26 protein-coding genes are annotated in these 24,678 nt (G+C 37.0%); 15 read left to right on the forward strand and 11 right to left on the reverse strand.

Annotated features, from left to right (window positions below):
• Positions 1-40: 40 nt before the first annotated feature.
• The 13 genes from ndk to G5B98_RS07315 all read left to right on the forward strand — a co-directional run bounded on the left by ndk (position 41) and on the right by G5B98_RS07315 (position 11,781).
• Entirely contained in the window at positions 41-454 is a 414-nt protein-coding gene (gene ndk, locus G5B98_RS07255) for a nucleoside-diphosphate kinase (RefSeq protein WP_196086522.1), read from the forward strand.
• Positions 455-470: 16 nt separating this feature from the next.
• Positions 471-830, forward strand: a complete 360-nt coding sequence (locus G5B98_RS07260) for a hypothetical protein (protein WP_107812151.1) — start codon at positions 471-473, stop codon at positions 828-830.
• Positions 831-842: 12 nt separating this feature from the next.
• Complete coding sequence (gene rpmF / locus G5B98_RS07265) at positions 843-989, forward strand: 50S ribosomal protein L32 (RefSeq protein ID WP_002942540.1); 147 nt, start codon at positions 843-845, stop codon at positions 987-989.
• A gap of 3 nt (positions 990-992) precedes the next feature.
• Entirely contained in the window at positions 993-1,982 is a 990-nt protein-coding gene (gene plsX, locus G5B98_RS07270; protein WP_072594492.1) for a phosphate acyltransferase PlsX, read from the forward strand.
• Between the two features lie 3 nt (positions 1,983-1,985).
• Complete coding sequence (locus G5B98_RS07275; RefSeq protein WP_196086523.1) at positions 1,986-2,993, forward strand: beta-ketoacyl-ACP synthase III; 1,008 nt, start codon at positions 1,986-1,988, stop codon at positions 2,991-2,993.
• 237 nt (positions 2,994-3,230) lie between these two features.
• Positions 3,231-3,830 carry a peroxiredoxin gene (locus tag G5B98_RS07280; RefSeq protein WP_021091673.1) on the forward strand — a complete coding sequence of 200 codons (600 nt, stop codon included), beginning with the start codon at positions 3,231-3,233 and terminating at the stop codon, positions 3,828-3,830.
• Between the two features lie 123 nt (positions 3,831-3,953).
• Positions 3,954-5,036, forward strand: coding sequence for a PilZ domain-containing protein (locus G5B98_RS07285; protein WP_196086524.1), 1,083 nt, complete (start codon positions 3,954-3,956; stop codon positions 5,034-5,036).
• A gap of 8 nt (positions 5,037-5,044) precedes the next feature.
• The gene (locus G5B98_RS07290) at positions 5,045-7,333 is read left to right on the forward strand and encodes an ATP-binding protein (protein WP_196086525.1); all 2,289 of its coding nucleotides are present in this window, start codon (positions 5,045-5,047) and stop codon (positions 7,331-7,333) included.
• 58 nt (positions 7,334-7,391) lie between these two features.
• Positions 7,392-8,003, forward strand: a complete 612-nt coding sequence (plsY, locus tag G5B98_RS07295) for a glycerol-3-phosphate 1-O-acyltransferase PlsY (RefSeq protein ID WP_196086526.1) — start codon at positions 7,392-7,394, stop codon at positions 8,001-8,003.
• Positions 8,000-8,326, forward strand: a complete 327-nt coding sequence (locus G5B98_RS07300) for a dihydroneopterin aldolase (protein ID WP_196086527.1) — start codon at positions 8,000-8,002, stop codon at positions 8,324-8,326. The genes plsY and G5B98_RS07300 overlap by 4 nt, the downstream gene beginning before the upstream one ends.
• A 76-nt stretch (positions 8,327-8,402) precedes the next feature.
• The gene (hsrA, locus tag G5B98_RS07305) at positions 8,403-9,074 is read left to right on the forward strand and encodes a homeostatic response regulator transcription factor HsrA (protein WP_021091657.1); all 672 of its coding nucleotides are present in this window, start codon (positions 8,403-8,405) and stop codon (positions 9,072-9,074) included.
• A gap of 38 nt (positions 9,075-9,112) precedes the next feature.
• The gene (locus G5B98_RS07310) at positions 9,113-10,330 is read left to right on the forward strand and encodes a sensor histidine kinase (RefSeq protein WP_196086528.1); all 1,218 of its coding nucleotides are present in this window, start codon (positions 9,113-9,115) and stop codon (positions 10,328-10,330) included.
• A gap of 2 nt (positions 10,331-10,332) precedes the next feature.
• Complete coding sequence (locus tag G5B98_RS07315; protein ID WP_196086529.1) at positions 10,333-11,781, forward strand: Ppx/GppA phosphatase family protein; 1,449 nt, start codon at positions 10,333-10,335, stop codon at positions 11,779-11,781.
• Between the two features lie 60 nt (positions 11,782-11,841).
• Here the strand turns inward: G5B98_RS07315 and G5B98_RS07320 are convergent, their stop codons facing one another.
• From G5B98_RS07320 to G5B98_RS07365, 10 genes are all read right to left on the reverse strand, one after another.
• Positions 11,842-12,720 carry an excinuclease ABC subunit A gene (locus G5B98_RS07320; protein WP_196086530.1) on the reverse strand — a complete coding sequence of 293 codons (879 nt, stop codon included), beginning with the start codon at positions 12,718-12,720 and terminating at the stop codon, positions 11,842-11,844.
• Positions 12,717-13,034 carry a flagellar motor switch protein FliN gene (gene fliN, locus G5B98_RS07325; RefSeq protein ID WP_021091807.1) on the reverse strand — a complete coding sequence of 106 codons (318 nt, stop codon included), beginning with the start codon at positions 13,032-13,034 and terminating at the stop codon, positions 12,717-12,719. Before fliN ends, G5B98_RS07320 begins: the two co-directional genes overlap by 4 nt.
• A complete protein-coding gene (locus G5B98_RS07330) occupies positions 13,031-13,450 on the reverse strand; it encodes a chemotaxis protein CheX (protein WP_084041241.1) in 420 nt (139 codons plus the stop codon). The genes fliN and G5B98_RS07330 overlap by 4 nt, the downstream gene beginning before the upstream one ends.
• Before the next feature lie 78 nt (positions 13,451-13,528).
• Positions 13,529-14,278, reverse strand: a complete 750-nt coding sequence (gene trpA, locus G5B98_RS07335; protein WP_196086531.1) for a tryptophan synthase subunit alpha — start codon at positions 14,276-14,278, stop codon at positions 13,529-13,531.
• Positions 14,271-15,452: a tryptophan synthase subunit beta gene (trpB, locus tag G5B98_RS07340; RefSeq protein ID WP_196086532.1), complete on the reverse strand. Its 1,182-nt coding sequence runs from the start codon at positions 15,450-15,452 to the stop codon at positions 14,271-14,273. The genes trpA and trpB overlap by 8 nt, the downstream gene beginning before the upstream one ends.
• 3 nt (positions 15,453-15,455) lie before the next feature.
• The gene (locus G5B98_RS07345) at positions 15,456-16,058 is read right to left on the reverse strand and encodes a phosphoribosylanthranilate isomerase (RefSeq protein ID WP_196086533.1); all 603 of its coding nucleotides are present in this window, start codon (positions 16,056-16,058) and stop codon (positions 15,456-15,458) included.
• A complete protein-coding gene (gene trpD, locus G5B98_RS07350; protein ID WP_196086534.1) occupies positions 16,058-17,662 on the reverse strand; it encodes an anthranilate phosphoribosyltransferase in 1,605 nt (534 codons plus the stop codon). The genes G5B98_RS07345 and trpD overlap by 1 nt, the downstream gene beginning before the upstream one ends.
• 83 nt (positions 17,663-17,745) lie before the next feature.
• Positions 17,746-18,318, reverse strand: a complete 573-nt coding sequence (recR, locus tag G5B98_RS07355; RefSeq protein ID WP_009294391.1) for a recombination mediator RecR — start codon at positions 18,316-18,318, stop codon at positions 17,746-17,748.
• Complete coding sequence (locus tag G5B98_RS07360) at positions 18,315-19,571, reverse strand: ArsS family sensor histidine kinase (RefSeq protein ID WP_087580335.1); 1,257 nt, start codon at positions 19,569-19,571, stop codon at positions 18,315-18,317. The genes recR and G5B98_RS07360 overlap by 4 nt, the downstream gene beginning before the upstream one ends.
• Positions 19,568-20,239 (reverse strand): response regulator transcription factor, encoded by a 672-nt coding sequence (locus tag G5B98_RS07365; RefSeq protein ID WP_021091583.1) that lies wholly within the window; start codon positions 20,237-20,239, stop codon positions 19,568-19,570. The genes G5B98_RS07360 and G5B98_RS07365 overlap by 4 nt, the downstream gene beginning before the upstream one ends.
• 122 nt (positions 20,240-20,361) lie before the next feature.
• Between G5B98_RS07365 and dnaJ the strand changes: the two genes are divergently transcribed.
• Positions 20,362-21,504 carry a molecular chaperone DnaJ gene (gene dnaJ, locus G5B98_RS07370; protein ID WP_196086535.1) on the forward strand — a complete coding sequence of 381 codons (1,143 nt, stop codon included), beginning with the start codon at positions 20,362-20,364 and terminating at the stop codon, positions 21,502-21,504.
• Positions 21,505-21,996: 492 nt separating this feature from the next.
• Here dnaJ and pyk read toward each other — a convergent pair whose 3' ends face one another.
• Complete coding sequence (pyk, locus tag G5B98_RS07375; RefSeq protein WP_107775449.1) at positions 21,997-23,448, reverse strand: pyruvate kinase; 1,452 nt, start codon at positions 23,446-23,448, stop codon at positions 21,997-21,999.
• A 90-nt stretch (positions 23,449-23,538) separates the two neighbouring features.
• On the opposite strand from pyk, the gene G5B98_RS07380 reads away from it, so the two are divergent.
• Positions 23,539-24,594, forward strand: coding sequence for a TRAP transporter substrate-binding protein (locus G5B98_RS07380; RefSeq protein ID WP_021091622.1), 1,056 nt, complete (start codon positions 23,539-23,541; stop codon positions 24,592-24,594).
• The last annotated feature ends 84 nt before the right edge of the window (positions 24,595-24,678 follow it).

A 24,678-nucleotide genomic window follows, 5' to 3' on the forward strand; every position in this document is an offset into this window, starting at 1 on the left:
CCAACTTCAATTTAAATAACCTAGATTTAAGGAAAAATTTATGCAAAGAACACTTTCTATTATTAAGCCTGATGCTGTTAAGAAAAATGTTGTTGGAAAAATTATAGATAGATTTGAAAGTAACGGCTTAAGAATCGCAGCTGCAAAGAAAATCCAACTTAGCAAATGCGATGCAAAAGCATTTTATGCAGTTCATAAAGATAGACCTTTCTTCAACGATCTAGTCGAATTTATGATAAGTGGGCCAGTTGTGGTTATGGTTTTAGAGGGCGACAATGCAGTTGCTAAAAACCGCGAGCTAATGGGTGCAACTAACCCAAAAGAAGCAGCTCCTGGCACTATAAGAGCTGATTTTGCTGATAGCATTGATGCAAATGCGGTTCACGGAAGTGATAGTCTAGAAAATGCTGTGAATGAAATAAATTTCTTCTTTGCTTCAAAAGAAATTTGCTAATTTTAGGTCAAGAAAATTGATTATATCTTTTTCTAAAATAGCAAACAAAGATATAAGCTTTGAGCTAGCAGGAAATGATAATTTAGTTTTTATTGGAATTTTAAAAAGAAAAGACCCTTTTTTGGTAAAATGCCAAGGCAAAATAAAAGGGAATATAAATTATGTTTGCGATCGATGCGGTGAAGTATTTATGCTACCTATCGATCAAGATGTAGAGCTAAATTTAAGTGACGGTATTTATAAAGATAGCGAAAATGAGCTTAGCGATACGATGGAATTTTTTGATGGCAATATTAATTTAAAAGAAGTCTTTGAGAGCGAGTTAGAAGCTTTTAAAAGTGATTATTTCTATTGTGAAAAATGTAAAAATTTATAAAGGAGAGTAAAAATGGCAGTACCAAAGCGAAGAGTGAGTCATTCTCGTGCAGCAAAACGTAGAACACATTATAAAGTTACACTTCCAGTACCTGTAAAAGACAAAGATGGTTCTTGGAAAATGCCTCACCGCATAAACAAAACTACAGGTGAATATTAAAATATGATTCGCATTGCTATCGATGCTATGGGTGGTGATTTTGGTGCAGATCCTATAATATCTGGTGTTATTGATGCACTAAAAGAGACAGAATTTAAAGCTGTATTAGTCGGCGATAGCAATGTCATCAAACCACTCATTCCACAGTCTTATTTAAAAAATATCGAATTTTTAGAAGCTAGTGAAGTTATCTCAATGGCAGATGGCGCAACTGATGCGCTTAAAAGAAAAGATAGTACGATCTACAAAGCGATTGAACTTTTAAAAAACAAGGAAGTTGATGCTGTAGTTTCTGCTGGTCATAGTGGTGCAACTATGAGTTTAGCTACTCTAAGAATCGGTAGGCTAAAAAATATCTCTCGTCCAGCAATTGCAACACTTATGCCAAATTCAAAAGAGTCTGCGACTTTGGTTTTAGATGTTGGTGCAAATGTTGATTGCAGAAGTGAACATCTGTTTCAATTTGCCATAATGGGTGAAGCCTATGCAAAAGAAATTTTAGGTAGGAAAGAGCCAAAAGTTGGTCTTTTATCAAATGGCGAAGAAGAAAGCAAAGGCAATGAAGTTAGCAAAGAAGCCTTTAAATTAGTTTCTAGGCTTGATAGCTTTGTTGGTAATGCAGAAGGCAATCAAATTTTTGATGGTAGTATCGATGTAATGGTTTGTGATGGTTTTATGGGAAATATTCTTTTAAAAACTAGCGAAGGCGTTGCAGATGCTATAGGTAAAATTATCAAAAAACAAATTAAAAAATCACCTCTTGCTATAGCTGGCTCTGTACTCATGAGAAAAGTTTTTAAGACACTTAAAAAACAGGTTAGCTATGACGAATATGGCGGTGCACCACTTCTTGGTGTAAATGGTTGTGTTATCATAAGTCACGGCAAAAGTAATTCAAAAGCTATAAAAAATGCAATTTTTCAAGCAATAAAATTTGCTAATTCAAACATAAATAAAGTTATCGAAGAAGAACTTTCGCACTTTGCAAGGTAAAATATGCCAAAAGCTTCACTGATTTCTATCGCTTCTTATATTCCAGAAAAAATTCTAACAAATTTTGACTTTGAAAAAATGGTTGAAACAAGTGATGAATGGATAGTAAAGCGAACAGGTATCGAGCAAAGGCATATTGCAACTAACGAAACAACAAGTGACCTTGGTACAAAGGCTGGTGAATTAGCCATAAAACGCTCAGGACTTGATAAATCTCAAATAGATGCAATCATCTGTGCCACAATATCTCCAGATCATCTTTGTATGCCTTCTACTGCTTGCAAAATAGCTGCAAATTTGGGTTTAAACTATGGAGTTACAGCATTTGATATAAGTGCGGCTTGTACCGGTTTTATTTATCTTTTAGAACTTGCAAATTCTCTCATTGTTAGCGGTGCCAAAAAGAATGTTTTAATCATTGGGGCCGAAAAATTAAGCTCTATTGTTGACTATACAGATAGAAGCACTTGTATATTATTTGGTGATGGAGCAGGTGCAGCTGTAATTAGTAGTAGTAATGGTAATGAGATCATCGATATCCATACAGCAAGTGACGGCAAACAAGCTGAACTTTTAATAACTCCAGGATGTGGGAGTGTATTTCCAGCTAGCGAGGAAACACTAAAAAATAGGTTAAATTTTATCCATATGAGTGGAAATGAAGTTTTTAAAATAGCAGTTCAAACACTTAGCAAAAGCGTAATAGAAATTTTACATGCAAATAAAATGCAAAGCGAAGATATTGATTTTTTTATACCTCATCAAGCAAATATAAGAATAATAGATGCAGTAAAAAATAGATTAAATTTTAAAGATGAGCAGTGTGTCTTGACTGTTGCTAAATATGGCAATACAAGCTCCGCTTCAATTCCGATGGCTATAAATAATGCCTATGAAGACGACCGTATCAAAAATGGTTCAGTTTTGCTTCTTGATGCATTTGGTGGCGGCTTTACATGGGGATCAGCAATTCTAAAATTTGGTGGAAAAAATTTTAGCGACTTACAATAATTACAGCAAGTAATTTTCTAAATTTTTAGTAACGCTTTTACTAATTTCTTTCAAGTATTCTCATCAATAAAATTTTTAAAATTCAAATTTTTAACACTTTTAACAAAAATCCATTTTCTACTCTTATCAATAACGCTAAATTTACTACAAAAAAATTTCTAAAATATGTTTAAACTAAATTTAATTTTGAATAGATATAATTTCGCAATCAATAAAATTTATTATTAAGGAGAACAAATGTTAGTAACAAAAAAAGCACCTGATTTTACAGCTGCAGCAGTTTTAGGAAACAATCAAATTGTAAATGATTTTAATCTTTATAAAAATATTGGCGAGAAAGGCGCGGTTGTATTTTTCTATCCAATGGACTTTACTTTTGTTTGCCCAAGCGAAATTATCGCATTTGATAAAAGATATGACGAGTTCAAGTCACGTGGTATCGAAGTTATCGCAGTTTCATGCGACAACCAATTCTCTCACTTCGCATGGAAAGAGACTCCAGTAAACAAAGGCGGTATTGGTAAAGTTCGCTTCCCTATCGTAGCTGATATGACAAAATCAATCGCTCGCGGATTTGACGTACTTCTAGAAGATGCTGGTGTGGCACTTCGTGGCTCATTCTTACTAGACAAAGATGGCACTGTTCGCCATGCAGTTATCAATGATCTTCCACTTGGCAGAAACATCGATGAGATGATAAGAATGGTAGATACTATGCTATTTACAAATGAGCACGGCGAAGTTTGTCCAGCTGGCTGGAACAAAGGTGATGCTGGTATGAAACCAAGCACTGAAGGTGTTGCTGACTACCTTTCACACAACGAAGGCAAACTATAATCAACAGAAATTTCTAGGTATCCTTTACCTAGAAATTTCTCCTCCAAATAAATTTAAATACTTTTTTAATATAACTTTTTATATCATAGCCTTGGCTTTAATCAATAACATTCCGGAGACTACATGGATTTTAAAGGCAGGCAAGAGCTTGTAATAAATTGCGAAGATAGCATACTTAAATTAAGAGATAAATTTATCGACGATGGTATCAAATTTTGTAGACAGCTAACATTTATCGTACCGCACGATCAGGTAAAAATTTGTCTTGAAAACATCTTTGATACACTGCTTATTCAAAAGCCAAATGCTACGCAGCTACAAGATGATTTAAATAATCTAATACCAAAATCAAACGCAAGAGACGAATTAATAAATTTCCTACTTTTAAATTTGACCTTAAATTTTAGTCACTCTTGCGACAACAGTACCTTCGTAGGTTATTTCGTAAATGCCGTTTCAAGAATCAAAGAAATTTTATGTGACGTTAAAGACCAGCAAGAAACAAATGTAAAAGATATGATCGAAACCGGAACATTTTTTTATGAAGATCCGATTAATACATTCACTCGCATGAAAAAAGCCAAGGCAAGGCCAGAGCTTTTAAATTTATATGATGGATTAAATATAAAATATGAGGCTGAAATTTTAGAAGTTAAAGAAGATAGTGTCGTTTTTCGCGTGGATATGATGCAAATTTTAGCTATGAAACAAGACGGCAAAGGTTTTATTTTGCCAAATAGCTTTTTCTCAAAGCCATTATGTGCTGATATTGTTAATTACAATATAGTTAATAAAGGCGTCACTCTTTCAAATTTCTTACGAAATACGACGATGTACGCATATAAAAGAAAATTCCAACGTATCTTGCCAAATCGTTTTACCAAAACTATTATCAAAGGCAAGCAAGATAAGATCGAAGATAGCCTTTATGATGTTTCCGAAGGCGGCATAAGCGTATTAAGCCCGCAAACTACAAATTTTCAAGATGGAGAAGAGCTAGAAGCGACCTTTGATATCTCAATCGCACCAGATAAAGTAAAAAATGTAACTTTAAAGCTAAGACTTGTTACAGAGCTGGCATATAAAGGCTACATAAGATACTGTATGAAGCTTATCGATGATGATGAAACGATAAAAGATTTTACGCAAAAGCGCATAAAAGAGACACTTGATGAGCTTCGCTCACGTATAAATTTATACGAATAAGGCAGCTAGTGAAAACAATACAAGAAAATTTAAAACTTTTTTATATCGGACTAAAAGACAAAGAGCCATTTTTTTATAAAAATAAGGATCTAACCACTCACGCAGTCATCATCGGTATGACAGGTAGCGGTAAAACAGGCCTTGGCATCACACTTTTAGAAGAGGCCTGCATAGACAATATCCCTTCTATCATCATCGATCCAAAGGGCGATATCACAAATTTAGCTCTCACTTTTCCGCAGATGAGGCCGGAGAATTTTTTACCATACATAGATGAAGCAGAAGCAACCAACAAAGGTCAAAGTGTAGAGGAATTTGCCGCTACTCAAGCTGAGCTTTGGAGAAACGGCATAGAGTCGAGCTTTCAAGACCTTGAGCGAGTAAAAATTTTAAAAGAGAGCGCTAGCTTTAACATCTACACACCAAAAAGTTCAGCTGGCATAGGCGTGGCGCTACTTAGTGACTTTGCCTGCCCAAATATCACTGATGAAGAAATTTTTAGCAACTATATAAATTCGCTTGCAGCATCGATATTATCTCTTATTGGTATAAATTCTGAGGACATGAACTCAAAAGAACAGCTACTTATCTCAACTATATTTGAGAGCAAATTTAAAGAGCAAAAAGACGTCAGTATCGAAGAGCTAATAAATTTCATCGCAAATCCGCCTTTTAAAAAGATAGGCGTTTTTGATGTAGATACGTTTTATCCAAGTAGTGACCGCTTAAAGCTTGCCATGAAGATCAATGCACTCATCGCAAGCCCAAGCTTTAAAGGCTGGACGCAAGGCGTTAGACTAGAAATTTCAAAGATGCTATTTGACGAAAACGGCAAAACAAAGTGCAATATCTTTACGATCTCGCACCTAAATGACGCTGAAAGGATGTTCTTTGTTACCCTTTTACTAAACGAGATCATCGCGTGGATGCGCGGCACCGAGGGCACAAGCTCACTTAGAGCGATCCTTTATATGGATGAAATTTTTGGATTTTTTCCACCAAACGCAAATCCGCCATCAAAAATGCCTATGCTCACGCTCTTAAAACAAGCCCGTGCATTTGGCCTTGGCTGCGTATTAAGCACGCAAAACCCAGTCGATCTTGATTATAAAGGTCTAAGCAACATCGGCACTTGGTTCATCGGTCGCCTCCAAACAGCGCAGGATAAAGCACGCGTGATCGACGGGCTAAGCGGCATCGCAGGCTCAAGCTTAGACAAAGCTTCACTTGAAAATCTCATATCAAATTTGGCAAAGAGAAATTTTTTAGTTAAAAATATAAACGAAGACGGACTAAGTGTCATCTCCACTCGCTGGGCGCTTAGCTATCTAAAAGGGCCGCTAAGCCGTGAGCAAATTTCAAATTTAATGAAAGAGCAAAAAGAAAATTTATCTTATACAAGGATCGATAAAAGCGAGATGAAATTTAGCATAAAGCCCATAATCTCAAATGAAATCACGCAACTTTATGCTAACTCAAAAAACCTCACGCCAAATTTACTAGCAAGCGCAAAGGTGAGAATTTATGATACTAAAAAAGGTATCGATAGCGTTTATGAAGTAAGCTATCTTTATGAACTAAATGAAAATGACAATGAGCCAAACTGGGATGAGGCTAGCGAAGGCATGCGCGTTGATGTAATCGAAAATGAGCCAAGTGGTGCTAGCTTTGCAGCTGTGCCAAATTTCATTTTAAAAGCTAAAAATTTTGACAATATCCAAAAAGATTTTAAAGAGTATCTGTATAGAAATTTTAAATTTAATATCTTTGAAGCATTGGGAATTTATTCAAAAAACAATGAAACAAAGGAGCAGTTTTATATCAGGCTTCAAGATAAGTGCAATGAAATTTTAGAAGAACAAACCGCAAAACTTACAGCAAAATTTGAAAAAGAGCGAAAAAGCTTACAAGATAAGCTAAACAAGGCTCTAGCAAAGCTTGATAAAGAGCAAAAAGAGATGACCACAAGTGGGCTTGATGCTGCCATAAATATAGGCGCTAGCATACTTGGAGCGATATTTGGCAACAAGCTTTTATCTCGTCAAAATGCGAGCAAGATCGCATCAAGTACAAGAAGCGCTAATAGAGTCTTAAAAGAGCGAAGTGACGTCAAGCTTAGCGAGCAAAGCGTAAATGATATAAATTTAGCCATAAGCGAACTTGAGGAGAAATTTGCACAAGAGTGCGATGCGTTAAAAGAAGAAAACGATATAAAAAATATCACCATAAATGAAATACAAATTTCACCAAAGAAAAGCGATATCTATGACGAGAAAGTCGTGCTTTTATGGAGATGATTTATAAAATAATTAGTATTTTTTTACTATCATTTCTATTAAATCTAAAAGGTAAAATATGCAAAATTTAATACTTTATGCCGTTAGTTATTTACTTGGAAGCATTCCATCTGGCCTCATTCTTGCAAAAATTTTTGGGCATGTTGATATAAAAAACGAAGGTAGCAAGAGCATCGGTGCGACAAATGTTTTAAGAGTTTTAAAACAAAAAGATCCAAAACTAGCCAAGAAACTAGCCATTTTAACGATAGTCTGTGATGTTTTAAAGGGCGTTTTGCCACTTATTGTCGCTTCATATTTAGGAGCTAGCCAAAGTGTACTTTGGACGATGGCGGTTTTAAGCGTGGCTGGACATTGTTTTTCTATATTTTTGGGCTTTCAAGGCGGCAAAGGTGTGGCAACTGGAGCTGGTGTGATAGCATTTTTCTTGCCAGTTGAGATCATTATCGCTTTAGCTGTTTGGTTTGTGATCGGAAAATTTTTAAAAATTAGTTCTCTTGCTTCACTTTGCGCGTTGATAGCTCTCATAGCATCAAGCTTTATAATCCATCCAGAGTTAGATGAAATCTATACACACGCTCCGATACTAATCATCGCATTTTTGGTGGTTTATAAACACATACCAAATATCGTTCGTTTAATATCCGGTAAGGAGAAAAAAGTCGTATGAAAAGCGAGATGACGACGATCATTAAAGACTATAAATTTGAAACGATCATCGGAATGCTTGATTTTGAGCGAGTCACTAAGCAAGAAGTACAAATGAATCTAGAAATTTGCTCAACTGGCTTTATTGATTATGTTTTAATTATTGGCTTTGTTAAAAATTTTTACAATGAAAGACAGTTCCAAAGCGTTGAAGAGTCTCTTGAAGAAACCAGCAAAGCGTTAAAAGAGAAGTTTGGGTCACTAACTAGCCTTAAAATGGAAATTTTAAAAACTGAAATTTTACCAAACGCAGTTGTTGGAGCAAAAATAAACACTATTTTTTAAAAATTTATTAAACTATCTTGAAATATTGCTTAATTTATGATACAATCGCCCATAAATTTTAGTTTAAGGAATCAAAATGCGTATTTTAATAGTTGAAGATGAAGTGACGCTAAATAAGACGATTGCTGAGGGTTTGCAAGAGTTTGGCTATCAAACTGATAGCTCTGAAAATTTTAAAGATGCCGAGTACTATATAGGCATTAGAAACTATGATCTAGTTTTGACTGATTGGATGCTTCAAGACGGCGATGGCATAGATCTTATAAACATCATCAAACATAAATCTCCACGCACTTCAGTTGTAGTTCTTTCTGCAAAAGATGACAAAGAAAGCGAAATAAAAGCACTTAGAGCTGGTGCTGATGACTATATCAAAAAACCATTTGATTTTGATATCCTAGTAGCTAGACTTGAAGCAAGACTACGCTTTGGTGGCACAAATATTATAAAAATCGATGAGCTTATCATCAATCCAGATGAGGAGAAAATCACATATTTGGGTCGTGATATTGAGCTTAAGGGCAAACCTTTTGAAGTCCTAACTCATCTTGCAAGACACTCAGATCAGATCGTATCTAAAGAGCAACTACTTGATGCTATCTGGGAAGAGCCAGAGCTTGTAACTCCAAACGTTATTGAAGTCGCTATCAACCAAATCCGCCAAAAAATGGACAAACCACTAAATATTTCAACAATTGAAACTGTTAGAAGACGCGGATATAGATTTTGTTTTCCAAAAAAAGCCTAAGGAATAGATTTATACTACAATTAGCATCTGGTGCTATGATGCTAATTGTAGTTATTTCGGTAATGCTTTATCACTATATAAGGGTTACCGTTTTTCAAAGTGTAGTTAATGAGCTAAACTATCAAGCCGAAGCTTATAAAAAAAATCCTCAAAATTTCAATCATTTAAATTCAAAAACATTTACGATAGAAAATCCAAACAAAACTCTAGCAACGATAAAAACAGACGAGCCACAAGATAAAGAAACATATATCGTAACGCAAAAATCAAATGATCAGAGTAAAACTTTTTTAATAACAAAACTCGATGAAAGCAGTTATTTAAGCCTAGAAAAAGATACTACGCTTCAAGCTCATATAGTAGAAGAAATTTTTATAGATATTATAATCGTAAATGTGTCAGCGATACTTTTGGTGCTTTTTTATGCACTATTTTTATCAAGGATGCTTTTAATACCTATAAAAATTTTGAGTCACAAACTTACAAATTTAGACGAGAAATTTCTTCATGAAATAGATATAAAGAGCCTACCAGATGAGTTTTTGCCACTTGGGCAGAGCATAAATAGATTAATCTCTCGCATCCAAACATTTGTCTTATACCAAAAAGAACTTTTTGTAGGCGTGGCACATGAGCTAAAAACACCGCTGGCTGTAATGAAAACAAAAAATGAAGTTACGCTTTTAAAGCTACGCGAGAGTGAAAAATATATCGAGGCTCTAAAATCAAATAATGAAGCTATAAACGGCATGAACGCGATGATAAGTTCTGTGCTTGAGATCGGCCGCCAAGAGGGAGCTCAGTTTGAAGAGCCGGTAAATACCGATGTCATAGGATTTTTAAAAAAACTTGCAAAAAACTATGAGATACTTGCAAAAAATGATGAAAAAAATATAAAACTAGACCTAAAACCAGAAATTTTAAATCTAAAAATACAAACTAGCTTACTAACACACATTGTGCAAAATTTTGTTCAAAATGCCATTAAATTTTCACCAAAAAATAGCACCATTACGATTAGCTCTAAGCTTATAAAAAATAAATTTATCGTCGAAGTAATAGATGAAGGAATAGGCATAGATGAGAGCAAAGATTTATTTGCCCCATTTAAAAGATATGGCGACAAAGGTGGTGCTGGACTTGGGTTGTTTCTAGCTAAAGGTGCGGCACAGGCTCTTGGTGGCGAAGTAGACATTAAAAATAGAAACGATAGAAGCGGTGCAGTCGCAAGCCTAGTTTTAAATATAAAAGGATAAAAATGGCAAAGAGAACCGCAGTAATCGACCTTGGCTCAAATTCTATGCGAATGGCGATATTTGAGAGAACGTCACGCTTAGCATTTTTTATACTAGCTGAATATAAAACAAAAGTGCGTCTAGGCGAAGGTGGATATGGCTCAAACAATGAAATATCCGAAAGCTCAATGGAAAAAGCGCTAAAGGCCTTTAGCGAATTTTCAAATATCATAAAAAGCTACAAATGCAATAAAGTCTTATGTGTTGGTACTTCAGCGCTTAGGGATGCTCCAAACGCAAATGTTCTAATTTCTCTTTTAAGAAAAAAGCTTGGTATAAATTTAAAAGTCATTGACGGCAAAGAAGAGGCTACTTTTGGTGCGATCGCAGCCAAAAATTTACTCCATAACATCGATAAATGCGTCACTATCGATATCGGTGGCGGATCAACTGAACTCGCCAGAATAAGCAAAGGTAAAATAATAGATACACTCTCACTTGACATTGGCACAGTTAGATTAAAAGAGCTTTTTTTTGATAAAAAAAACTTAAATAAATTGCCAAAATTTTTAGAACAAGTTACAAAACAGATAGATGAGCGATTTAAATGCCAAAATATAATCGCTATTGGTGGCTCTCTTAGAGCGATATCATCTGCCATAATGAGCAAAAATTTATATCCGCTCTCATCACTGCATGGCTTTTGCTACAAGCTTAGCGACGAGCAAGCCTACATCGAGAGCATCGCAAACGTTAGCGTGCTTGAGCTAAATAAATTTCCTATTAAAAAAGATAGATACGATACCATTAGGGAGGGTGCACATATCTTTTTGGCCCTAGCCAAAGCTCTAAATGCCAAAAATATTATAACAAGTGGAGTTGGCGTAAGAGAGGGAGTATTCTTAAAAGATTTTTTACGCCCTAGCCTTAAATTTCCGCAAAATTTTAATCCAAGTATCAAAAGTTTGCAAGATCGTTTTATATTATCATGCAATAAATCGGTCACAAGATATGCAAAAGATATATTTATGGTATTAAAAAAGCTTCACGGTCTAAGTGATAACTATCTTGAAATACTTTTAGTTGCTGCAAAACTTCACAATGTCGGTCAAGAGATTGGCTTTTATGGCGATCATAAAAACTCAGCCTATATAGTCTTAAATGCCTTAAATTATGGCTTTTCGCATGAACAAAAAGCATTGATTGCAGTAGTAATTGGCACAAACGGAAAGAAAAATATATATGAATTTGAGCGATATAAAAATTTACTTCCAAAAGCCGAGTGTATAAGATGGCTAAGTTTTATACTCTCACTAGCAAAGGCACTTAATCTAACCTGTGAAAGGCTGAATTTAAACTTCGAATTTAGTGGGCATACGCTAAAAATAGAAGGCGCAAAAGAATTTGCTATGGCAAAAGAAGAGATAAAAAAGATCACAAAGCCTGAAATTTTTGCTATTTCGTTTGTATAAATTTTGAAACTAGCTTTAACGCTAAAAATTTAAATTGGATGAGAATTTTAGCTAAAACTACTAAAATTCTCCGCTCATTTTATCTTTATAGTTACTTAAACTATTTTTTCGCTCTTCTAAAAATGAGCTTAGTTTTTTCTTGTTCTCTTCAAAAAATATAGCAAAATCTTGCTCGTTTTGTATCTTGTCTTCACCAAAGCTATCAAGCATTACATTTGAGCTACCAACTATCACTAAATAACGCCTATTTTCATAGCTTAATAGCATTAGTTTATTCGTGCGATCAAGATATTTTTCATATATTATATTGACGTTACTATTTTGATTTTTAAGTAGCCAGTTCATTGATTTTGTATCATTTTGAGACTGATTTCTAGGTGCTTTAAATCCGCCAAAATCATTACTCTTTGAAGTAATATATCTTTTAAATACATATAGAAATACAAGAAGCGCAATAAGCACACTTAAAACTATAAAATACCTTGAGTCTATATTCAGCATAGGCTCTTCATCTATCTTTGGAGTACCAGGGGTTTCTATTTTTGCACTAGCTTGAGGCATATTTTGTATTTGAGGTTTTGCATTTTTTAGAGTTACACGAATGCGAAGTCCAAAACTATCGGTCGTCTTTGAAGCATTTACGATAATAGCATCATTTGAGCGCAAATTTAAGACAAGCGAGTTTTGCTTTGGCTCTATCTCAAGCTCTTGAATAATCTTTGAGTTTATGTCTTTACTAGCACTTTGATCGTAATTTAGCGAATTTAATATCAAAGATGTTGTGTCTTTTTCGCGCTTTTGAAAGATATTTCCTTCATAAGGTGCATCAAAGCTAAGCATAATATCGACTCTATCGGCACGTTCATAGATATTATAAGTTAATAGGTTTGAAGCTAGAATTTGAGTTGCAAAAAGTAAGAAAAATAGTATAAATTTCATAAAAGTTCTTTTTTGAAGTACTGAATAACTGACTTTGAATCCAAAATTTCATTTATCCTGATGGCTAAATTTTTCTCATAAACCATTACTTCGCCTTTTCCAAAAATTCTATTATTTATATATAACTCCACACTCTCACCAGCTGGCTTTTCGAGGTCTATGACCGAGCCAGCTTCAAATTTCAAAAGTTCATTTATGCTAACCGTGGTAGTTCCTAGCTCAGCTATAAAATCAACGCTTATATCCATAAGCTCATCATAGCTCTTAAAAAGCCCTAGCTGCTCTAGCGTCTCTATCGCACTCTCGTCGTTCATTGTATGTCGTAGCCTATTTGAAATGTTCTATTTTTTATTTTGTATACAAATTTCTCTTTTAGCTTTATGCCAAAATTTTCAACTTCACCTAAAAATTCAGGCGTTCCAAGTTTATAAGCATTTGGCTCTTTTTCATTTAGTAAATTTTTAGCTTTGCCAATGATCTGATTTGCTATCTCTTTGCAAAGATCGTCCAGATCGCCACCATCAACATCTTCGTGACCAAAAAAGGCATTCATAAAAATTTTCAAAGTATCTTTTTTAAAAAATAGGTAAAAATGATACTCGCTCTTGCCCTTATAGACTGGTATACTAGCTCCGTAAAATCCTTTGCCCAGACTCTTGCCAAACTCTAAATCTAGCCCTAAAGTATCCTTGCAAAGATAGCTTGTAGCTTCATCTATAACTTTTCTCATATCTCTTCCTTAAGACTTGAAATGCATTTTCAATTATACTTTGGCTTTACTAAATTAGCTATAAATTTATTAAGCATTTTAAAAGAGTTTATCTATCTCTTTTGCTAGCTTTTCACCACTAAATTCGGCACAAAGCTTAACTATTTGCGTACCTATTATCGCTCCGTCAGCATATTTTTTTACTTCATTAACATCATCTTTGTTTTTTATACCAAAGCCCACAGCCACCGGCAAATTACTCTTTTTCTTAAGCTCTAGGACCAAATTTTTTATCCTATCTTCATCAGCCCTTTTTGAACCGCTAACGCCGATTGCGCCAAGAGCGTAGATAAACCCTGAGCCAAATTTTAAAATTCCATCCGCTCTACTACCAGATGTGACGCTGATAAGTGGTATCAGGCTTAAATTTAGCTCCTTGCACTTCAGAGCAAATTCCTCGCACTCCTCGCAAGGCAGATCCGGCACGATAAAGCCGCTAATTCCAGCCTCAACTGATCTTTTTAAAAATTTATCAACGCCGTAAGCAAAGATGATGTTGTAATAGACCAGAAAAACAAGTGGCTTTGTCACTTTTGCCTTACAACTCTCAAGCATATCAAAGACAAAGTCAGTATTTACGCCATTTTGTACCGTCTCAAAACTAGCTTGCGCGATGAGTTTTCCGTCAGCCAGCGGGTCAGAGTAAGGGATACCGATCTCAACTAGATCAAGTGTGCTCTCGTTCAAATTTTCTAAAAATTCCTTCGTTTTTTCTAGGCTTGGATATCCAGCCACGATGTAGCCAATGTTTGCCTTTTTGCCGCTAAATGCGCTTCTTACCTTATCCATAAATTTTTCCTTTTTCATAGCCGATAACTGTATTTATGTCCTTATCGCCCCTGCCTGAGACGTTTACGACGATGACGCTTTTTTTATCAAGTTTTGGACAAAGCTTCTCCAGATACGCTAGTGCATGCGCACTCTCGATGGCTGGGATGATGCCCTCCATCTTGCTTAAGAAATAAAGAGCATTTATGCACTCATCATCGGTCACGGCTTCATATTTTACCCTTTTGATGTCGTTTAGATGAGCATGCTCTGGACCGATGCCTGGGTAGTCTAAGCCTGCTGAGATGCTATGCACTGGCGAGATCATACCATACTCATCTTGCAAGACCGTAGTTTTCATGCCGTGGATGATGCCAGTTTTGCCTTTGCTAAGCGTAGCTGCGTGATAAGGCGTCTCTATGCCAAGGCCTCCAGCCTCGATACCTACCAAATTTACGCTCTTATCATCTAAAAATGCGCTAAAAATGCCAATAGCATTGCTGCCGCCGCCAACGCAGGCGATGACATAGTCCGCCTTTTTGCCATAATTTTCAAGCTGAGCTTTGGCCTCTGTACCGATGATGCTTTGGAAGTCACGCACGATCTTTGGATATGGGTGCGGGCCAACGGCTGAGCCAATGACGTAAAATGCGCTCTCTATCTCATTTACCCACGCTTGTATGGCCGCCGTAGTCGCCTCTTTTAGAGTTTTTAAGCCATCTTCCACGCTCACCACCTTTGCGCCAAGAAGCTTCATACGAAAGGCATTTAGCTGCTGTCTAGCCACGTCTGTTGCACCCATATACACATCACACTCTAAGCCCAAAAGTGCCGCTGCAGTCGCTGTTGCCACGCCGTGCTGGCCAGCTCCAGTCTCAGCTAAAATTTTCTTTTTACCCATCTTTTTAGCAAGCAGTGCTTGAGCTAGGGCATTATTTATCTTGTGTGCGCCCGTGTGGTTTAGATCCTCTCTTTTTAGGTAAATTTCATGTCCGTAGTGCTCGCTCAGGCGCTTTGCAAAAAAGAGCGGACTAGGCCTGCCAACGTAGTTTTTCAAAAGATCATCAAGCTCGTCTTTAAACTCTTTTGTCTTTGCGATGCTCTCATAAGCATTTTCTAGCTCATCAAGGGCAAACATCACCGTCTCAGGCACGAACTGCCCGCCAAATTTTCCAAAATATGCTTTACTATTCATCTTCTACCTCACACCTATGATCTTTAAAATTCTCTCTATCTTTTGCGCATCTTTTATGCCGTTTTCATCCTCGACTTTTGAATTGATATCGACTAGATATGGCTTAAATTTCAGCGCTTCTTTTATATTGTGCTCGCTTATGCCCCCAGCCATGCCAAATTTAAACTTAACCTCTTTTAAAATTTCCCACTCAAAGCTAGTGCCGTTTCCGCCGGCATTTTCGCCCTTACAGTCAAAAAGCGCCATGTCAAAATGCTTAAAATCAACCTCTGGCAAGCTATCTTTCACGCTAAAAACCTGCCAAATCTCAAGCCCCATATCTTTTAAATTTGCGCCTAAATTTTCACTCACCACTCCATGCACCTGAGCCACGTCAAGACCAGCAAACTGGCAAATTTCCATTATCTCACACTCACTTTGCAAAGCAAAAACACCAACTACTTTTTTGCCCTTGCTGTGAGCAAATTTCGCTATCTGCCTAGCTAAATTTAGCTCGACCTTTCTTTTGCTTTTAGCAAATATTAACCCTATAAAATCAACATCCAAAGCGCAAACCGCACTTGCCTCATCTAGCGTTTTGATGCCACAAATTTTAACTAGCGCCATTACGCTTGTGCCTTTATAAACTCTTCATAAAATTTATACGCCTTACCAGAATTTATCGCCTCTAAAACCATTTTTTTGGCCTCGTCTGGGCTCTTTGCGCCATCAGCCGCGTAGAGTGCAAACATTGCGTTAAAGACCACGATGTCAAATTTCGCCCCCTGCTCCTCGCCTTTTAGCGTGCGTATCAAGGTTTTAGCGTTTTCTTCAGGTGTGCCACCCTCAATGTCGCTGTGAAGCGTTCTTTTAAAGCCAAACTGCTCTGGCGTGATGCTATATTCAAAAATTTCGCCATTTTTTAGCTCCACAACGCTTGTTTCACTGCAAAGCGTGATCTCATCTAGTCCGTCATCGCCGCGAACGACCAAAGCGTGCTTTCTACCAAGGATCTTAAGCGTCTGGGCGTAGAGTTTTAGGACAGGCTTATGATAGACGCCAACTAGCTGATTTGTAAGGTTTAAATTTGGATTTAAAAGCGGTCCAAGCACGTTAAATACGGTTCTTATGCCAAGTCTTTGGCGCACTTCTCTCACCTCACCAACTAGCGGATGGAAAAATGGCGCGTGGAAAAAGGCTAAATTTTTACTGGCTAAATTTTCACGCTGTTTTGCCAGTGATTTTTCACTTTTTACGCCTAAAATTTCAAGCACATCAGAGCTGCCAGACTTGCTTGAAACTGCCTTGTTGCCGTGTTTTGCGACCTTTATGCCAAGGCTTGCAAGGATAAATGCAACTGTAGTTGAGATATTTATCGTCTTAAAGCCATCGCCTCCAGTGCCGCAAAGATCGATCATAGGCGTATCGTCGCGGTAAGTTTGCGAGTATTTTAGGATATTTTTTGCAAGCGCAGCGAGGCTTTTTGGATAGAGGCTCTTTTCGCTAATGAGCACCAAAAGGGCTGAAAGCTGCACGATCTCGTACTCTTTGCTGGCTATTATCTCGCAAATTTGCTCAAAGTCGCTATCATCAAGCGGGATGTTCTCTTGAAGCTTGATAAGATATGGCTTGAGTGAGCGAATTTTAGGCTCTTTTACCTCTTTTTTTGCCTTGTAATTTACAAAATTTTCAACGATCTTTTTGCCATATTGCGTGAAGTAGCTCTCTGGGTGAAACTGGATCCCAAAGATCGGCTTATCTTTAACGCTAAGTGCCATAACTACGCCATCATCGCTCACTGCGTCAGCGCTCAAGCTAGCTGGGAGCTCATCAACATAAAGTGAGTGGTAGCGCATAACCTCAAAGCGCTCAGGCAGCCCAGCAAAAAGTGGCTCTTTATTTTTCACGTCAATAAACGAGGTTTTGCCGTGTAGTGGGTCATCTAGTCTTTTTATCTTTGCGCCAAAACTAAGCCCTATAGCTTGATGTCCAAGGCAAATTCCAAGCACCGGCACGCCAAGATCTGCCTGCAAAATTTCTAAACAAACTCCGCTATCTTGTGGGTGCTTTGGCCCTGGGCTTAGGATGATCTTACTTGGGTTTAGTTTTTTTATCTCATCAAGCGTTATCTTGTCGTTTCTAACGCATCTAACCTCTTCGTTTGTGAGCTCTTTTACGTACTGCTCGACGTTGAAGACAAAACTATCGTAGTTATCTATAAGTAAAATCAATCTCTATCCTTTTAAATTTAGCGGCGGCTGTGCGGACTAAATATTATAAATTTAGGTGAGATTATAACTAAAAGAAATTTTAATTAGGCTTTTGTGCGGCTCTCGTAGGCTTTTAGGAGTGAGAGCATATCGACGTTTTCTAAATTTACACCAGTTGGCACGCCCTGGGCGATCTTGCTAAATGAAATTTCACTCATCCCTAGCTTATCCTCAACGTAAAGCATAAGTGCGTCAGAATTTAACCCAGGTGTAAAAGCAAAGACGACCTCTTTTGAGCCATTTTGCTTGATAGCACTTCGCAACCTCTCTATGGCGTCCTCGTCGATCTCGTCAAGCACGAAGTAAAGGCCGTTGTAGATGCCATTTTGCTCAAAAACCAAGATATCTTTTGGGCTCTCAACTAGCAAGATGACCTCGCTGTCCCTGCTCTCGTCGCTGCAAATGTCGCAAATTTCATTTTCGCTTAGCCCACCACAACGCTCACAGCGTTTGATAAACCTAACCGCATCTTCGATATTTTGCGCCAGCCTTAGCCCTGCAAAGCTATCTTGCATGCAGACAAAGTAGGCAAATCTCGCGGCTGATTTTTTACCGACACCTGGTAGCTTAGCAAATGACTCAGTTAGCTCATTAAATTTCTCTAAGCCCCTTTTCATGCGCGTTTTGCCTTTGCACGAAGTAAAATTTTAAAGACGTGATAGCCGTCTTCGTAGTCATAAACTAGTTCAAATTTTTGCATCTGGCAAATTTGCTCGATGATGTAAAGTCCAAGCCCCATGCCACTCCCAGCACTCACCTTGTCGCCTCTAACAAAGGCTTGTTTGTAGTAGTCGATAGGGTGATTTAGCTTTTTACCTAAATTTTTAACCGCTATAAATTCGCTATCGCAGATCAAGATGGCTTTCTTGTCCTCCGCGTATTTTAGGGCATTGTCTATCAAATTTTTAATCGCCAAACTAAAAAGCTGAAAATCCACTCTTAATATAACATCATCTCTAATATCACAGCTCACTCGCTCTTCAAATTTATCAAGCATGAGCATATCTTGCACCTGCTCTAAAATGAGTGAAAAATGGCACTCTTGATAGTTTAGCGCGTAGCTTTTTGAAAGAAGCTGCTCGACCTTACTAAATTCATTTATAAGCATCTCGAGGCGCTCAAACACATTGATGAGCCTCATTTTTTGGGTCTCATTTGCGACCATTTCAGAGACGATCCTGCCCTTGCCAATAGGAGTCTTTAGCTCATGCATGATCGCACGCAAAAATAGCTGCCTTGAGCGGATGAGCTCTCTTATCTTGCAAACGGCATTATCAAACTCAACAGCGACTTGTCCGATCTCGTCTTGCTCGTTTTCATTTAGCCTAGCCGTCATCGCCATTTCCATATTTCCACTGGCAAATTTTCTGATATCTTTACTAAGCCTTCTAAGTGGTGAAAGACTTCTAAGAACAGAAACATAAAGTGAGATGAGAAGGGCTGAAACTATCAAAAATGCGACCCAAAGCGGATCATTTACGTGTCTTGCATCATTACTTTCAAGAAGTAGCTGAAAAGATGGGTTTTTAATAAGCAAATACAAATCACCTTTATAATTAACCGATTGCACCACTCCAAGAGGTGTGTGCTGCGTAAAAACAACAGTTCCATTTGTAGCTATTGAAGTGGCTAAATTTTTATTTCCAACATACTCTAAGTAAAAATTTTTAAAATAATGTTCTAAATCCCTTGGGGGATTTCCGCGTTCATAGAGTGCGACAAGATAGTTCATCGCACTTATTTGTCTATCCTTTAGTTTTTCTAAAGCGCTCTCTTGCTGAATGTTTGCAAAGGTTACAAAGAGCAAACACATCAATGAGAAAGCTATGGCAAAGATAATAGTTATCTTCGTAGTTATGGAATATTTCATCCGATAAGCTTATATCCTATGCCTCTTACTGAAAATATATGTTTTGGGGCTTTTGAGCTATCACCGATTTTTGATCTAAGGCGTCCGATAATAACATCTAAGCTCTTTGAATCTTTATCTTTTAGGCTTTTGCAGTTATAAACTAGCTGTTCGCGTGATACTGAAAAGCTGTGTTGCTTAATGAGATAAGTTAAAATTTCATACTCAGCTGGAGTAAGCGCTAACGGCTCATTATTAAAGTAAATTTCGTGACGTTTATCATCGATCCTAAATGCGCTATCAACGACCTCTTCTTGTACTTCATTTGTCTTTTTGTATCTTCTAATAAGACTTGTGATACGAGCATACATCTCTTTTGGATCGTATGGTTTTGGCAAATAATCATCAGCACCAAGCTGAAGTCCAACAACCTTGTCACTAATATCACTTCTAGCTGAGCTTATGATAATAGGAATATCATATTTTTGGCGAATTTCTTTACAAACCTCAAGCCCATCAATGCCCGGCAAAGTAAGATCAAGTATTAACAAATCATAGTTTTTTATCCCAGCACTAAGTCCTAAATATGGATCTTCAAAATTCGTAACTTTTATATTAAAACTATCAAGATATTCAGATAAAATTTGCGCAAATTCTGGATCGTCTTCTATCATTAAAACATTAACCATGAATTATCCTTTTTATTAAAAATAGTAGAGATTATACGGCAAAAATGTAAATTCTTTTTTAAATTTAAACTTTTTTGGGTAAAATCCCATATTTAAAATAAGCTTAATTAACAAGGAAAAATGTGGAATTTGACTATTACGAAATCCTTGAAATTTCAAGAAATGCAAGCGGAGATGAGATCAAAAAAGCCTTTAGAAGACTTGCTTTAAAATATCACCCAGATAGAAATTCTGGCGACAAAGAGGCTGAACTAAAATTTAAACAGATAAATGAAGCTTATCAAGTTTTAAGCGACGAGCAAAAACGCTCTATCTACGACAGATATGGCAAAGAAGGCCTTGAGGGTCGATTTGGTAGCGGTGGCGGATTTAGTGCCGATTTTGATCTTTCAGATATTTTTGACTCATTTTTTGGCGGCGGTTTTGCGAGTAGTTCTAGACAGAGAAAAAGATACTCAGAAAAATACTCAGCCGATCTTGAAATTCCTATAAATTTGGAGTTTAACGAAGCTATTTTTGGTTGTGAAAAAGAGATAAAATTTGATCAAAAAGTGCCTTGCCCAACATGCAATGCGACTGGCAGTAAAGATGGCAAGAGCAAGACTTGCCAGTACTGTGGCGGAAGTGGCAGGATAACACGTGGAAATGGCTTTATGAATATCGTCCAAGAGTGTCCATATTGCCACGGAAGCGGTGAAGTAATAAGCGAACCATGCCCTGATTGTAATGCAAAAGCTTATAAAATCCAGCAACAAACTGTAAAGATTACTATTCCTGAGGGCGTTGATAGCGGTATGAGAATGAGAGTAGCTGGCAAAGGCAATATCGGTACAAACGGCGTTCAAGGCGATCTTTATGTAAGTATAAACGTAAAAGAAGACAAGCATTTCATTCGTCACAACGACGATATTTATCTAGAAATTCCTGTCTTTTTCACGCAAGCTATACTTGGCGAGAGTATAAAAATTCCAACGCTTCGAGGAGAAACTGAGCTAAAACTACCTGTTGGAGCAAAGGACAAGCAGCAATTTATCTTTGAAAGTGAAGGTATCAAAAGCGTAAATTCGCGTAAAAAAGGTAGGCTCGTAGCGCAAATTTCTATTCAAACGCCTGAAAAACTAAGCGATGAGCAAAAAGAGCTTTTAAATAAGCTTCAAGCTAGCTTTGGCATAGAATCAGGTAAATCAAATACCGATGAAAGCGTCTTTGATAAGATAAAAAGCTGGTTTAAAGGCGATGAGCCAAAAGGCAAAAAGAAAAAATAAATTTAATTTGTGGCGTTAAATTTAGCGTCACAAATTCTTTCAAAATAAATTTTATATATCCTAATTTTTACAAGTAAATTTCATACAAATTTTAAAATTTCATGAGCGAGTAATTTCAGCTCTAAAATTTGAGCTAAGCGTTAAGTGAAGCCAAATTTTAGTAGTCAATTCTTGCGAGTGGATGAAAGTTTTAAAATTTACAAAGCAATCTAGTTAAATTTAAACGTTTGTTTCTTTTGTTAAGGGGGGAAGAGGCTTGAATTACGAAGTCGCTCCCTTCCCCTTAACAATCCCCTAACCCCGACGACGTTAGAAGTGGCATGCCTCAGTACTAACGTACTGCATGCGTTATATTAAATTTCCAGCAAATTATAAAATTTATTATCGAGCATACCACGGCCCTAAATTTAGTGCTAAACGAAGTGTGGCCTAAATTTACTAGTTTGCTAAGGTGAGAGAGTAAGATTTTAAAATTTGCAAGAGAGTATAAATTTACTCAGTTGCAAGCTCCAAATAATAATCAAGCTGATCGCGTCTGATGATACGTATAAGGTTCGTGCTACCCTCAACACCCGTAGGGTGACCGGCTGTGACAAGATAAGTCTTGTCGTGTTCAACATATCCCTCTTCATACGCCTTTTTCATGACATTTGCTAAAAGTGAGCTAAGCTTTGTTTTTTCTAGTACAAGCGCTGGCGTAACACCCCAAGCAAGGGTAAGCATGTGAGCTGTTTGCTCATCGTGAGCGACTGCAATGATGTCGATATTTGTGCGGTTTCTAGCTAATTTTATAGCCGATTTTCCTGAGCCAGTGATTGAGATTAATGCATCTGCTTTTATGCGAACAGCAAGAGATGCGGCGCTACTTGCCACCATATCAGTCTCGTCAAAAAAGTCAAACTCATCAAATTTATTATATGGATAGATGCTTTGAGTTTGGATGATCGTTTTACTCATCGCCTCCACGACTGCGACTGGGTTTTTACCGATCGCACTCTCTTCACTTAGCATAACAGCATCAGTGCCGTCTAGCACGGCATTTGCCACATCACTGATCTCTGCTCTTGTGGCAGTCTCATGCTCTGCCATACTTAGCATCATCTGAGTTGCTGTGATGACTGGCTTGCTTGCTGCATTTGCCTTTTTGATGATGAGCTTTTGGATAGTTGGAACCTTATAAAATGGCACTTCTATGCCAAGATCGCCACGAGCCACCATGATACCATCACTCTTTGCGATGATATCATCTATATTTTCAACCGCATCAAATTTCTCGATCTTAGATAAAACAGCAGCTCTTGAGCCAAATTCTTTTAAGATATTTTTTGCCTTTATTACGTCATTTGCATCTTGCACGAAGCTAATAGCAACAAAATTTACACCATGCTTTGCGCCAAATTTCATATCTTCTTTGTCTTTTGGTGTGATGATATCGATGCCAAGAGCCGTATTTGGGAAATTCACGCCTTTATTTGAGTTTAAAATTCCATCATTTTCAATGATAGTTTTTACTATTTCTTTACCTTCGCTGACAACCTTTGCTCTTATAGAGCCATCATAGAGATAGACATACTCGCCAACTTTCAGCATAGGCAAAATTTGAGGCTGGTTTAGGCTTACTTTATAAATTCCGTTTTCCACTTTTTCACCGATGATCTCATCAGCATGGATACTAAGTTCATCACCGGCCTTTAGATAAAATGGCTCACTAAGCTTGCCAACTCTGATCTTTGGGCCGCAGATATCTTGTAAAATTCCTATTCTTTTATTTAGCCTTTTTTCGATATTTCTTATCTTGTCAATGTTTGATTTATGGTATTCGTGTGTCCCATGGCTAAAATTTAAACGAAAGACATTAACACCCGCTTTTACCATCGCTTCCATTGTCTCTTCATTATCACTTGCTGGCCCCAAAGTAGCTACGATTTTCGTCTTTTTTATCATTTTATGCCCCATAAATTTGATTTTTGCGATTATAACACATTTTAATAATGTAATTTTTTGTATAATAGTCAAAATTTCAAAGGAGAAGATATGAATAAATTTTTATTAGCGTCTCTTGGTCTAGCAGCTGTTGCTTGCGTTGCTATGGGAGATGATAAAGTTTATAAGCTAAAGCTTGCTAGCTCATGGGAGAGCACTATGCCAGTGCTTGGTGATGTGCCAAAAGAGCTAAAGGATAAAGTTGAAAAGATGAGTAATGGCAGACTTGAGCTAAGGATTGATTATCCATCAAAGCATAAATCACCTTTTGCAATGCTTGATTTTGCTAAAAGCGGTCAATACGACATTACCTACACAAGTAGCTATTATTATAAAGGCAAAGATGCTAAAACTATATTTTTTACAGCAACTCCATTTATGATGAATACTGACGAGCAAACAGCTTGGTATGAATTTGGCGGTGGTAAGGAGCTTGAGGCAAAAGTTTACGATCCATACAATATCAAAATTTTTAGAGCTGGAAATACCGGCATGCAAATGGGTGGCTGGTTTAAAAAAGAGATAAAATCACTAGATGATATCAAAGGTTTAAAGATAAGAATTCCGGGCTTTGGTGGTGAAATTTACGCTAAACTTGGCGCTAACATCAATACTATCCCAACTGGTGAGCTTTATATGGCTCTTGAGATGGGAACGATCGACTCAGTCGAATGGGTTAGCCCAGCTTATGATATGGCACTTGGCTTTCACAAAGTGGCAAAATACTACTACACAGGCTGGCAAGAGCCAAACGGTGAGACTCAGTTTTTCTTTAATAAAAAATCATACGAAAAACTTCCAGATGACCTAAAAGCGATCTTTGAAGCAGCTGCAGCAGAAGTAGCAAGAGATGCAAATACAAAAGTATTTTATTCAAATGTCGAGTACTGGGATAAAATGAAGAGCGAGTATCCAGACATCCAAGTAAAATCTTTCCCACCAGAAGTAATAGCAGCTCTTAAAAAAGCCACAAATGAGCTTCTTGATGAAGAGAGTGCTAAAGATCCGTTATTTAAAGAGATCGTTGAGTCTCAAAGAGCTTTCCTTAAAAAAGCAAGAGAATGGACTAAAATTTCAGACTACGCTTATATCAAAACAAACGAATAGTAAAATTTAGCAGGGATTTTCCCTGCTTTTATATTTACTCCAGTTACTTTCAATAAAAATTTTAATCAAAACGTTTTTATACAA

Origin of the sequence: Campylobacter concisus (genome assembly GCF_015679985.1) — a bacterium.
In the GTDB taxonomy this organism is placed as follows: domain Bacteria; phylum Campylobacterota; class Campylobacteria; order Campylobacterales; family Campylobacteraceae; genus Campylobacter_A; species Campylobacter_A concisus_AC.